The sequence below is a fragment of the Ectopseudomonas chengduensis genome, from assembly GCF_900102635.1.
In the GTDB taxonomy this organism is placed as follows: domain Bacteria; phylum Pseudomonadota; class Gammaproteobacteria; order Pseudomonadales; family Pseudomonadaceae; genus Aquipseudomonas; species Aquipseudomonas chengduensis.
Map to the genome: position 1 here is coordinate 262,270 of NZ_FMZQ01000004.1, position 12,394 is coordinate 274,663.

Below are 12,394 nucleotides of genomic sequence, written 5' to 3' on the forward strand. Positions count from 1 at the left end.
GCCGTGCCCGTCCCGCCTGCGCGGTGCAGGCGGGCTGGGGGTAGAGGTAGAAAAAAGGCTCTAGAGGCCGATGATGCGTGCCAGGGTCTCGGCGACCTCGGCGCGCGCGACCGGCGCAGCAGGCTCGAAGCGTCCCTGGTTGGCGCTCAGCCAACCTTCGGCCACGGTCTGCGCGGCAGCCTCGGCGTTCGCTACGGCGAGGCCGGCGACGTCCTGCAGCGCCACGGTCTTGCTCAACGTGGCTCCGCTGAAGCGCTCGACCAGCGTCTTGCAGGCCAGCGCCCAGTCCGCGCGGCTGGCCGGCCGCTCGGCGTCGAAGCGCTCGGCGCCATCCATCCAGCCGTTGGAAACCACCACTTCGATGTGCTCGCGTAGAGGATGCTCGGCCGGCACGTCGCTCAGCGTCGGCAGGGCCTTGAGGTTGGGCTCCGCGGCCAGGGTCATCTGCAGGGCATTGGCCAGCTCGCCGCGGGTTATCGGGCGCTGCGCCTCGAAGGCGCCTTCGGCGTTGAGGGTCATCAGGCCGCGGAAGGTCACCGCACGAATGGCGTCGCCGCGGCGACCGTTGCCGGCATCACGCGGGGCGCCAGCGGCCGGCTCGCGCAGATCGGCGGTCACCGGGCGGATATCCAGGCGCACGTCGCTGACGCTGTAGTTGGTCTGCGAATCGTGGAAGCGGCTATGAGCGGCGAAGTCCGTCCGCTTGCTGAATTCGAAGCGATAGCCGTAGTGGTAACCGTTGGCTGGGTTGTAGCGGGTCATCAGCCCGAGCTGACGGCTCGCCGTATTGTCGGCCAGGCCATAGAGCACCGCTCGGTTGATCGCCGACACGGCCGACAGGTCGGTGAGCAGGCGGTTGCCCACCAGGTACTCATTGCCAGGCTCGATCAGCTGCTTGCCGGCGTCCGGCCGGATCTCGCCCGAGGCCAGGTCGTAGCGATCACCATGACCGAGCATGGCCAGGCGCATGTCGTCGATCCGCGTGCCGTAGAGCCCGAAGCTCTTCTTCGCCGCGGCAGGGTCCATGATGGTCAGGTAGCCCTCGCCCAGTACCTCCAGCTCACCACTGGGCTTGATCCACATGGCGGTGTTGGTATCCAGACCGAAGCCCTTGCCCGGAGCCGGCTGTTCCAGCAGGTAGCTGGCCATGCGCGCGGCGCGCCCGCTGCTGGTTTCCTCGATCTTGTCGAAGTGCTGGTCGATCACGCCGGCGGTGAACAGACCTGCGCCCCTGAGCAGGGCGGTACCGCGCCGGCCCTCGGCCGTGGCCACGCCGAAATCCAGGGTGTCCATGACCACCCCGTAGGCGGTGGGCATGCGCGCACCGAGGATGCTGGCCCCGGCGCTGGTACCGGCCACCACGCCGCCCTTATCGTAGATCGCCTGCACGGCCTGCATGGCGAGCGACGGGCTGCCGTCGGCGTTGAACAGCGCACGGGCGATGCGCGCCTGATCGCCACCAACGAACCAGACCGCACTGGCCTCGCGCAGCGGCGCGACCACGGCAGGGTCGTTCATGGTGTCCTGATAGTTGTGGCGGTCGATGCCGACGATGCGGATGTGCTCGGCGGGCACGCCCAGGGCTTCGAGCTCGGCCTGGAAGCGCTTGCTGGAGCCCAGGCTGCCGCTGGCGGTGGGCATGATGGCGATACGCGCCTGCTGGGCACCGCCCGCCAGTTCGATGAGTTTCTCGTAGACCAGGCTGTTGCTGGCTCGCAGCATGCCGCCGACCGCCAGGAGGTTGCCATCGGCCATTACCGGATCAGCACTGCCGCAGAGGAGGAGCGCGGCGAGAAGGCCACGAAGATTGCGCTGTTTGTTCATTGTTATTGCTCTTGTCAGAAGTCGAAAGCGGTATGCCCCCTGCTCGCAGGCCAAATGAAATGGGCTTGGCGACAGGTCGCGGCGATATGAATTATTTTTTTCACAAAATTCACACGTGAAAATTTATATACCAGCCATTTTCAAGGCACAAGCACCACACGCCACGTTTGACATAAATATTTCTTAAACGTAGATTCGTGAAAAAAAACATGTCAAAGATATTTATGCATCTGCCCGGGCGTCCCACCCGATCGCCCACCGGCCAAGGCTCACGAGGCCCTGCCGGCGCCGCCTGGCAACAGTCGGCGTAACGTTCAACCCCGCCGCCTGTCGCGACGGACGCTGCCTCCCAACCGCCATCCACTGGAGTAACAAGATGAACAAGATCGCTCTATTCGGCGCCCTGGCGCTCTCCACCTTCGGCACCTTCGCCGTCGCCGCCGAGCCGGCGCTGCGCATCGGCATCGAGGCGGCCTACCCGCCCTTCGCGTTCAAGACCGCCGACGGCAAGATCGCCGGCTTCGACTACGACATCGGCAACGAGCTGTGCGCGCAGATGCAGGTCAAATGCCAGTGGATCGAGCAGGAGTTCGACGGCCTGATTCCCTCGCTCAAGGTGCGCAAGGTCGACGCCGTGCTGTCCTCGATGTCGATCACCGAAGACCGTCTGAAGTCGGTGGACTTCTCCAAGAAGTACTACCACACCCCCGGCAAGCTGGTGATGAAGGAAGGCAGTCAGATCCAGGACCCGAGCGTCGACCTCAAGGGCAAGAAGGTAGCCGTGCAGCGCGCCTCCACCTACGATCGCTACGCTACTGCCGAACTGACCCCGGCCGGCGTCAACGTGGTGCGCTACGGCTCCAACAACGAAGCCTTCCTCGACCTGCTGGCAGGCCGGGTGGATGCGGTGCTGGCCGATGTGGTGAACATCGACGAGGGCTTCCTGAAAACCGACGGTGGCAAGGGTTTCGCCCTGGTCGGCCCTGATTTCAACGACCCGCGCTACTTCGGTCGCGGCGCCGGCATCGCCGTGCGCAAGGGCGACGCAGCCACCGCCGAGAAGCTCAACACCGCCATCGACGCCATTCGCAGCAACGGCAAGTACGCCGAGGTACAGGCCAAGTACTTCGACTACGACATCTACGGCCAGTAAGCCGCCCACCCCGGCGCCTGCAACAGGCGCCGGTTTCTCTGCGCTGCAACGAGGTTTCCCACCATGCTGCAAGGCTACGGCCCGATCATCGTCGAGGGCGCCTGGCTGACCCTGACTCTGGCTCTGTGTTCGATGGCGCTGGCCATCCTGCTCGGCCTCACCGGCGCTGCGCTGCGCCTCTCGCCACTGCGCTGGCTGGCCAATCTGGGCGACGCCTACGCCACCCTGATCCGGGGCATCCCCGACCTGGTGCTGATCCTGCTGATCTTCTATGGCGGTCAGGACCTGGTGAACCGCATCGCGCCCAGCCTGGGTTACACCGCCTACATCGACATCAACCCCTTCGTCGCCGGTGTGTTCACCATGGGCTTCATCTTCGGCGCCTATCTGTCGGAGACCTTCCGCGGCGCCTTTATGGCCATCGCCAAGGGCCAGGCCGAGGCCGGTGCAGCCTATGGCATGAGCGGCGCCCAGGTGTTCTTGCGCATCCTGGTGCCGCAGATGATCCGCTTCGCCATTCCCGGCTTCACCAACAACTGGCTGGTGCTGACCAAGGCCACCGCGCTGATCTCGGTGGTCGGCCTGCAGGACATGATGTTCAAGGCCAAGAACGCCGCCGACGCCACCCGTGAACCCTTCACGTTCTATCTTGCCGTGGCGGGCCTGTACCTGCTGCTGACCAGCGTCTCGCTGCTGCTCCTGCGCGCCGTCGAAAAGCGTTACTCGGTCGGCGTTCGCACGGCTGAAATCTGAGGATCACGTCCATGCTCGATTTCCATCTGATCCTCTCCAGCCTGCCGCTGTATGCCAGCGGTCTGCTGGTCACCTTCGAGCTGCTGCTGATCGCCCTCGCCCTGGGCCTGCTGCTGGCTCTGCCGTTGGCCCTGATGCGGGTGTCGCGCTCGCCGCTGGTGAACTTCCCAGCCTGGCTCTATACCTACGTGATTCGCGGCACGCCGATGCTGGTACAGCTATTTCTGCTCTACTACGGCCTGGCCCAGTTCGACGTCATCCGCGACAGCTTCATGTGGCCGTACTTTTCCAGCGCCACCTTCTGCGCCTGCCTGGCCTTCGCCATCAACACCAGCGCCTACACGGCGGAGATTCTGGCCGGCAGCCTCAAGGCCACGCCGCCCGGCGAGATCGAGGCAGCCAGGGCCATGGGCATGTCACGCGCCCAGCTCTACCGGCGCATCCTGCTGCCTTCGGCCATGCGCCGCGCGCTGCCGCAGTACAGCAACGAGGTGATCATGATGCTGCACACCACTTCGCTGGCCTCGCTGGTGACGCTCATCGACCTCACCGGTGCAGCCCGCACCATCAGCTCGCAGTACTACATGCCGTTCGAGGCCTTCATCACCGCCGGCCTGTTCTATCTGGTGCTGACGGTGGGCCTGGTGCGCCTGTTCAAATACGCCGAACTGCGCTGGCTGGCCCACCTGACCCCACGCAAGCATTAACAAGGAAGCCCTATGCAACGTATCGACCATCCACTGCCCTGGAGCCCGACCGGAACCAGCCGTCACCTCAGCGTGCTGCGTTACGGCAGCGGCCCGTGCAAGGCCTACATCCAGGCCAGCCTGCATGCCGACGAGCTGCCGGGCATGCGCGTGGCGGTGGAACTCAGGCGTCGTCTGCAGCAGCTGGAAAGCGCCGGACGCCTGACCGGCGTGATCGAACTGGTACCGGTGGCCAACCCCATTGGCCTGAGCCAGCTGTTCCAGGCGGCGGTCCAGGGCCGCTTCGAATTCGCCAGCGGCAGGAACTTCAACCGCGATTTCGTCGATCTGGCGGCCGCGGTCGCAGCGCATGTGGAGGGGCACCTGGGCAGCGACGAAGCGAGCAACGTGCGCCTGATTCGCCGCGCCATGAACGAGGCGCTGGACGCCCTGCCCGCGCCGGCCTCGGAGCTGGAAGGCATGCAGCGTCTGCTGCTGCGTCATGCCTGCGATGCCGACATCGTGCTCGACCTGCACTGCGACTTCGAGGCCGCGGTGCACCTGTACAGCGCGCCGCAGCACTGGCCGGCCCTGCGCCCTCTGGCGGCGCGTCTGCAGGCCGGCGCGGTGCTGCTGGCCGAGGATTCCGGCGGCAGCTCGTTCGACGAGGCCTGCGCCATGCCCTGGCAACGACTGCGCCAGCGTTTCCCCGAAGCCGAGATTCCCCTGGCCTGCCTGGCCACCACCGTAGAGCTGGGCGGCATGGCCGACACCGAAGCCGAACGCGCGGTAGCCAGCGCCGAGGCGATTCTGGCCTTCCTCGCCGAGCGGGGACTGATCGCCGGCGACTGGCCGGCAGCGCCGGAACACTGCTGCGAGGCCACGCCCTTTGCCGGCGCGCAGTACGCCCTCGCCCCACATCCGGGCGTGGTCAGCTTCTTCAAGCAGCCGGGCGAGTGGGTCGAACACGGCGAGGCACTGTTCGAGGTGATCGACCCCTTGAGCGAGCAGCACAGCATCGTCCGCGCCGAAACCTGCGGCGTGCTCTATGCCCGCGAGCGCATGCGCTTCGCCCGCCCCGGCCTGTGGCTGGCCAAGGTCGCCGGGGCAACGCCCATTCGCCAGGGTCGCCTGCTCAGCGACTGACTCATGCCCTAAGAGAACAACAACATGTACAAACTCGAAGTTCAGGACCTGCACAAACGCTACGGTAGCCACGAGGTGATCCGCGGCGTATCGATGGCTGCCAAGGCCGGCGACGTGATCAGCATCATCGGCTCCAGCGGCTCGGGCAAGAGCACCTTCCTGCGCTGCATCAACCTGCTGGAGCAGCCGCATGCCGGTCGCATCCAGCTCAATGGCGAAGAGCTCAGGCTGGTCGCCAATCGCGGCGGCGCGCTCAAGGCCGCCGACGCCAAGCAGTTGCAGCGTATGCGCTCGCGTCTGGCCATGGTGTTCCAGCACTTCAATCTGTGGTCGCACATGAGCGCCCTGGACAACGTCATGGAAGCGCCGGTGCACGTACTCGGTCAGAGCAAGGCCGAGGCGCGCGACAGGGCCGAGCACTACCTGGCCAAGGTCGGCGTCGCGCACCGCAAGGACGCCTACCCGGCGCACATGTCCGGCGGCGAGCAGCAGCGCGTAGCCATCGCCCGCGCCCTGGCCATGGAGCCGGAGGTGATGCTGTTCGACGAGCCCACCTCGGCCCTCGACCCCGAGCTGGTCGGCGAGGTGCTCAAGGTAATGCAGGACCTGGCCACCGAAGGTCGCACCATGGTGGTGGTGACCCACGAAATGGGTTTTGCCCGCGAGGTGTCCAACCAGCTGATGTTCCTGCACAAGGGTCTGGTGGAAGAACAGGGCCACCCGCGCGAGGTATTGGCCAACCCGCAGTCCGAGCGCCTGCAGCAGTTTCTCTGCGGCAGCCTCAAGTAAGCGAAACAGGCGCACGGCGGGCGGCTTCGGATACACTGCGCGCCATCGCCAGACCGGATCAGCCCAGCCATGCCGAGCAGCTCGTCGTCTTCCGCCACCGTTTACAGCGCCCCCATCCTGCGCAAGCTGGCCGAGGTCGCGCCACAGCTGCAGCCCTCGCTGCGCAAGGTGGCCGACTTCATCCTGCGCCATCCGCTGAAGGCCGCAACTCTGACCATCGAAGAGCTGGCGCAGGCCACGCAGACCTCGCCTGCGGCGGTCAACCGTCTGGCCAAGGCCATGGAGCTGCGCGGCTACATCAGCCTGAAGGCCGAGCTGGTCGCCACCCTGCAGGACATGGTGTCGCCGGTGGACAAGCTGCGCGACGAGCTGGCGCAGCGCCCGGACGGGGCCTTCGGTCTGCATGAACATCTGCAGATCGCCAGCAGCAATCTCGGCGCGGCGGCCAGCAACAATGACGCCGCCGTGTTCGAGGCAGTGATCGGGCGCCTGCTCGGGGCGCGCCGCATCTACATTCTCGGCTTCGGCAACAGCGCCTACATGGCCGGCCTGGCTGCGGCCAACCTGGTGCCCTTCTGCGATGACGCCACCGCCATCAGTATGGAAGGCGGCAACGAGAACGCCGCCTACCGCCTGGCCGCCATCACCGAGCGCGACGTGCTGCTGACCATCTCCCTGCCGCGCTATTCGCTCGACACCCTGCAACTGGCGCGTTTTGCCCGCGAACGCGGCGCCTGCGTGCTGGCCATCACCGACTCGCCCGCCTCGCCGCTGGTGGAGATCGCCGAGTACAGCCTGTTCGCCCCCGCCGAACACCCGGTGCTGATCAGCTCCAATGCCGCCGTGCTGGCCCTGATCGAAGCCCTGGTGGCAGGTGTCATGGCGCGTAACAAGGAGGCGGTAAGCCTCGCCCAGGAACTGACCGAAAGCGTCATGGCCTATCTGCACGTACCCGGCACCGAGCGCGCGCCGCGCAAGCCTCGCAAACGGCGCCCCTGAGCTGACGATACGCACCAAGTCAAAGCCAAAGCTGTCTCAACGATCAGAAAAAGTGCAGAGCGGCGCCCAACGCACTCTGCATAAATTTCTTCATCCAATTGATTTTAAAAGACTATTTACGACATATAGAATTGGCGCCGTTTTTGCTCTAGCAGCTCCAGCCTGACCGCATGGACAGGTTTAAAAATCATAACGACACGTCTTAACCATCAGGAGCTTTCATGAATCGCACTCTCTCTTCGCTGGCGCTCGCCGGCGGTCTGCTGGCAGGCGGTCAGGCCGTCGCCGGCGATCTGCTGCAGTGGCAGAACAACAGCCTGACCTACCTCTATGGCCAGGACTTCAAGATCGACCCGGAGATTCAGCAGACCGTCACCTTCGAGCACGCCAGCGGCTGGAGCTTCGGTGACCTGTTCCTGTTCGTCGACGTGATCAAATACAACACCGATGCCACCAACGGCGCCGGTGACGGCCACACCTTCTATGGCGAGTTCAGCCCGCGCTTCTCGTTGGGCAAGATCACCGGTGCCGACTTCTCCTTCGGCCCGATCAAGGACGTGCTGATCTCCACCACCTACGAGTTCGGTGAAGACGACGTCGAGTCCTACCTGATCGGCCCGGCGGTCGACCTGGACATCCCCGGCTTCGACTACTTCCAGCTCAACACCTACCTGCGTACCACCGATGGCAGCCGCCCTGGCAGCAACGTCTGGCAGATCACCCCGGTGTGGAGCTACACCATCCCGGTAGGCGAATCGGACATTCTCATCGACGGTTTCATGGACTGGGTGGTGGACAACGACAGCAATCGCCGTGGCGACTACCACGCCAACCTGCACTTCAACCCACAGATCAAGTACGACCTGGGCAAGGCGCTGAAGTGGGGCGAGAAGCAGCTGTACGTGGGTATCGAGTACGACTACTGGAAGAACAAGTACGGTATCAAGGACGGCGGTTTCGTCAGCGACAACTTCGTCGGTTCGACCGACCAGAACACCGCCAGCCTGTTAGTCAAGGCACACTTCTGAGACGCGCCTGCGCGCTTACTGGCCAAGGTCGCAGCAACTTGCGACCTTCTGCCAATGCCATCGGGCAGCCTGACGTGATTAGCTGCCCAGCATCACCAGACCTTCACCCAAGGATGGACGATGCCACCGCGTATCCTGCTGCTTACCTGCCTCGCCATGCTGGCCTTCGCCGGCAACTCGCTACTGTGCCGCCTGGCGCTGCGTGAAACGGAAATCGACGCGGCCAGTTTCACGGCTATCCGCCTGCTCGCCGGCGCCCTGACGCTGTGGCTGCTGCTCAAGCTGAGGCAGACCGGGCAACCCATCGCCGGCAATTGGCCTGGCGCGCTGGCGCTGTTCACCTATGCGGCGGCCTTCTCCTTTGCTTACCTGCAACTGGATACCGGCGTCGGCGCCCTACTGCTGTTCGGCGCCGTGCAGTTGAGCATGCTGCTGTGGGGCTTGCTGCGTGGCGAGCGTCTGGGGCTGGGCACCAGTCTCGGTACGGCGCTGGCCACGGCCGGCCTGCTGGCGCTGCTGCTACCCGGTGCCAGTGCGCCCCCGCTGCTGGCGGCCTTGCTGATGCTGCTGGCCGGCGTGGCCTGGGGCGCGTACTCGCTGCTCGGGCGCGGCCAGGGTGATCCGCTGGCCGTGACCACCGGTAACTTTCTGCGTGCGGCACCGCTGGCCGTGCTGCTGGCGCTGGTGCTGTTGTCGCAACTGAACTGGGATGGGCCTGGCCTGTTCTACGCGGTGTTGTCCGGCGCCCTGACCTCGGGTGTCGGTTACGCCATCTGGTACAGCGCGCTGCCCGGCCTGCGCGCCAGTCAGGCCGCCACGGTGCAGTTGAGCGTGCCGATTCTCGCCGCGCTCGGCGGCAGCCTGCTGCTGAGCGAAGCGCTGTCTCTGCGCCTGACCTTGAGCGCCGTTGCCGTGCTCGGCGGTATCGCGCTGGTACTGGGCAGTCGGCAACGTGCCGGGAGCTAATGGCGCGTGCAGTGGTCTTCTATCCTGAACTCATAACGTCCAGGGAAGATCACCATGCACCGTCTGCTTCGTCTTTGCCTCGTTGCCCTACTTGCAGCAGGCCTGAGCGCCTGCGCCAGCCTGAGCAATCGTGATCCGCTACGGGTCGACCTGGTCGGCCTGGAACCGTTGCCCGGTCAGGGCCTGGAGGTACGCTTCGCGGTCAAGCTACGGGTGCAGAACCCCAATGACAGCGCGGTGAGTTTCAACGGCATGGCACTGGATCTGGATGTGAACGGCCAGCCGCTGGCCAGTGGCGTCAGCGACCAGAGCGGCAGCGTGCCACGTTTCGGCGAGACGGTATTGAGCGTACCGGTGAGCATTTCAGCGTTTTCAGTGATGCGTCAGGCGTGGGGCGTGGCCGGTTATCAACCTGGCCAGGAGGTGCCCTACATGCTGCGTGGCAAACTCGCCGACGGCCTGTTCGGCACCCGCCGCTTCAGTGACAGCGGTATCCTGAACTGGCCGCAACCGCCAAGCCCCTACTGAAGCAGGAGCCGGCGGTTACACGGCGATCAGGCCGCCTGACGACTGCTGCGCGAAGCTACTCGGCGGTGACAGGCGTCACCGAAGGCCTGGAAGATCTTCACCGAATCCGGGTTCTTCGCCGCCTGCCATTCCGGGTGCCACTGCACCGCGAACAGGAAGGGGGACAGGCTCGGCGCGTGGATCGCCTCGATCAGGCCATCCTCGGCGGTGGCCAGCACTTCCAGTCCCTTGCCCAGGTTGCGAATCGCCTGGCCGTGCAGGGAGTTGACCTGAATCTCGTCCTTGCCCATCAACTCGGCGAACCAGCTGCCAGCCACCGGACGCACGCTGTGGCTGGCTGCGTACTGCACCTCGACCGGATCATCGGGGTTTTCGCGATGGTCGTTGAAACCAGGCTCGGCGTAGACCTTCTGGTAGATGTCGCCGCCCAGCGCCACGTTGATTTCCTGCATGCCACGGCAGATGCCGAAGATCGGCAGACCGCGAGCGATGGCGGCACGAATCAGCGGTAGATCGAACAGGTCGCGGTCGCGATCCTGGCCCTTGTTCGGTGTTTCGTTCTCCTGACCATAGAGCGCCGGGTCGATGTTGCTGCCGGCACCGGTGAGGTAAACACCATCGGCCATATCCAGATACTGCTCGAGATCCTCGATGCCGCAGCAGGTGGGCACCAATACCGGCACGCAACCGGAGAACTCGACCAGAGGCTGGATGTATTTGTGAGTCATTACTTGATAGTCGTGGCCCTTGCGCTCTTGAGCGCCCATGGACATCAACACGACGGGCTTGCGGAGATTGTTCTTGCTAGGAGTGCTGCGGATCTTGTTGTCGGACATACGTCACCTTGGGACAGGCCGGGCCTATCGTTGCTGTGCAGACCGGTAGCCAGCAGAACACTCTGCTGTAGCACCTCCGGCCTGTTTGGCTAACCCCGTGCACCGAGACTCATCCTGAGCCTGAGTGCCGCCTTCCGACGGCGGCTCGAACCGGGTCAACTCCATCCAGAGAGGGGGCTGCAGCGACGCTGCCCGCTACCCGGTTCGGCAACGGAATCTGCAGCCAGTCTGCCCGAGCCGTAAAATATGTCAAACAAATCTGCTCAAGATTTTCTGGTAAGCCATTTATCGCACAACAAGTGAACGCCCATTAAAAGGCGCTCTAAGGGCAATCCAGGCAAACTACCGCCTGGCAAGAAGTCCAATATTTAAAACACCCGTATCTCAAGGGCTGCAGGTCCTAGAGCGACGCCAGCGAACAAAACCCTATATAATCTGCGGTTTCTCACTGCACCGAGGACACCCCTTGACCGCTCTGCCGCCCTGCCCCAAATGCAACTCCGAATACACCTACGAAGACGGCGATCAACTGGTCTGCCCCGAGTGCGCCCATGAGTGGAAAGCTGGCGAGAATACCGACGGCGGTGATGACGCGCGGGTGATCAAGGATTCGGTTGGCAACCTGCTGCAGGACGGCGACACCATCACCGTGATCAAGGACCTCAAGGTCAAGGGCTCGTCACTGGTGGTCAAGGTCGGCACCAAGGTGAAGAACATTCGCCTGGTCGACGGCGATCACGACATCGACTGCAAGATCGATGGCATCGGCGCGATGAAGCTCAAGTCCGAGTTCGTACGCAAGGTGTGACGCTCCGCCGCCGCTCGCAACGGGTGGCGGCCCGCTCACTGCACCGGCAGGAAATTCAGCAGGAACAGACTCTGCGCATAGTTGGCGCCCATGCGCCGGTAGCGCTCTTCCAGCACATGGGTGAGCAGATCGAGACGCGCCACCATCTTGCCGAACTCCACTGCGTAGCTGAGGTTGTTGCCCTGTTCGGAGAACTCGTTGGATAGCAGCAGCGGCCGGCCCGCGGCATCACGGCGCTGCGACAGCATCCAGCCGGCCTTTTCCAGATTACGTGCGGCGTTGTGGATGAATTGCGCATTGAAGCTGTCGGTCAGGTAGAACTCGGTACGGCCGCCGTGAGCCGTCACCAGCATGCTGCCGATGGCATAGGTGAAGGCCGCCACGCGGTCGCCCTGAAAGGCCGGGCTCAGCGAGTAATCCAGCGCCGCAACATCACGCCGGCCGCCCAAGGTCGGCCAGTCCTGATTGTGTTCGATGGCGTACTGGATGGCGCGCTCGGCAGCGGCGGCATCAGGCAGGGAGTTCTTGCGCCACTCGCGCGGGTTACGTTGGTACAACTTGTTCATCAGCCGATACAGGCTGTTGAGGTTGTTGCGCATGGCCAGGGTCGCCATACGGTCGACGTCGGTCTGCAGCACCTCGGCGGGCTTGAGCGGGCTGCGCGTATGCACAATGGAGTCGTTGTCCAGGCGCCCCGTGCAACCACCCAACAACAACAGCGCAGCCAACCCCGGCAGCACCAGCCGTTGCCCAAATACCGAGCTGTTGATTGGTCTGCCCTGTGCAGCAGACGCTGGCCTCGCTCCCATGCAGAGGTTCCCTGGCTGGCACGCGCCCCAGTGGCGCGCGCAACACTCAGAACCTCAGTAAAGCGCAAA

13 protein-coding genes are annotated in these 12,394 nt (G+C 64.3%); 10 read left to right on the forward strand and 3 right to left on the reverse strand.

Features of this window, described 5'->3' with window-relative positions:
* Nucleotides 1-60: 60 nt before the first annotated feature.
* On the reverse strand, nt 61-1,824 hold the full coding sequence (locus BLS08_RS09500; protein ID WP_090336410.1) for a cyanophycinase: 1,764 nt from the start codon (nt 1,822-1,824) through the stop codon (nt 61-63).
* Between the two features lie 376 nt (nt 1,825-2,200).
* Between BLS08_RS09500 and BLS08_RS09505 the strand changes: the two genes are divergently transcribed.
* From BLS08_RS09505 to BLS08_RS09545, 9 genes are all read left to right on the forward strand, one after another.
* Complete coding sequence (locus tag BLS08_RS09505) at nt 2,201-2,977, forward strand: ABC transporter substrate-binding protein (RefSeq protein ID WP_017678114.1); 777 nt, start codon at nt 2,201-2,203, stop codon at nt 2,975-2,977.
* Between the two features lie 63 nt (nt 2,978-3,040).
* Nucleotides 3,041-3,730, forward strand: coding sequence for an ABC transporter permease (locus tag BLS08_RS09510; protein ID WP_017678115.1), 690 nt, complete (start codon nt 3,041-3,043; stop codon nt 3,728-3,730).
* 11 nt (nt 3,731-3,741) lie between these two features.
* On the forward strand, nt 3,742-4,437 hold the full coding sequence (locus tag BLS08_RS09515) for an ABC transporter permease (protein ID WP_059390595.1): 696 nt from the start codon (nt 3,742-3,744) through the stop codon (nt 4,435-4,437).
* 12 nt (nt 4,438-4,449) lie between these two features.
* A complete protein-coding gene (locus BLS08_RS09520; RefSeq protein WP_090336413.1) occupies nt 4,450-5,562 on the forward strand; it encodes a succinylglutamate desuccinylase/aspartoacylase family protein in 1,113 nt (370 codons plus the stop codon).
* Nucleotides 5,563-5,586: 24 nt separating this feature from the next.
* Nucleotides 5,587-6,351: an ABC transporter ATP-binding protein gene (locus BLS08_RS09525; protein ID WP_090336414.1), complete on the forward strand. Its 765-nt coding sequence runs from the start codon at nt 5,587-5,589 to the stop codon at nt 6,349-6,351.
* 69 nt (nt 6,352-6,420) lie between these two features.
* Entirely contained in the window at nt 6,421-7,350 is a 930-nt protein-coding gene (locus BLS08_RS09530) for a MurR/RpiR family transcriptional regulator (protein WP_017678119.1), read from the forward strand.
* Between the two features lie 221 nt (nt 7,351-7,571).
* On the forward strand, nt 7,572-8,378 hold the full coding sequence (locus BLS08_RS09535) for an outer membrane protein OmpK (protein ID WP_059390592.1): 807 nt from the start codon (nt 7,572-7,574) through the stop codon (nt 8,376-8,378).
* Between the two features lie 120 nt (nt 8,379-8,498).
* A complete protein-coding gene (locus BLS08_RS09540; protein WP_090336416.1) occupies nt 8,499-9,344 on the forward strand; it encodes an EamA family transporter in 846 nt (281 codons plus the stop codon).
* Between the two features lie 54 nt (nt 9,345-9,398).
* Complete coding sequence (locus tag BLS08_RS09545) at nt 9,399-9,872, forward strand: LEA/WHy family protein (protein WP_017678122.1); 474 nt, start codon at nt 9,399-9,401, stop codon at nt 9,870-9,872.
* Between the two features lie 26 nt (nt 9,873-9,898).
* Here the strand turns inward: BLS08_RS09545 and BLS08_RS09550 are convergent, their stop codons facing one another.
* On the reverse strand, nt 9,899-10,708 hold the full coding sequence (locus BLS08_RS09550; protein ID WP_045734244.1) for a gamma-glutamyl-gamma-aminobutyrate hydrolase family protein: 810 nt from the start codon (nt 10,706-10,708) through the stop codon (nt 9,899-9,901).
* Nucleotides 10,709-11,174: 466 nt separating this feature from the next.
* Here BLS08_RS09550 and BLS08_RS09555 point away from each other — a divergent pair, with 466 nt between their 5' ends.
* Complete coding sequence (locus BLS08_RS09555) at nt 11,175-11,516, forward strand: zinc ribbon domain-containing protein YjdM (protein WP_090336418.1); 342 nt, start codon at nt 11,175-11,177, stop codon at nt 11,514-11,516.
* A gap of 35 nt (nt 11,517-11,551) precedes the next feature.
* Here BLS08_RS09555 and BLS08_RS09560 read toward each other — a convergent pair whose 3' ends face one another.
* The gene (locus tag BLS08_RS09560) at nt 11,552-12,325 is read right to left on the reverse strand and encodes a hypothetical protein (protein ID WP_244155370.1); all 774 of its coding nucleotides are present in this window, start codon (nt 12,323-12,325) and stop codon (nt 11,552-11,554) included.
* Nucleotides 12,326-12,394 lie beyond the last annotated feature (69 nt).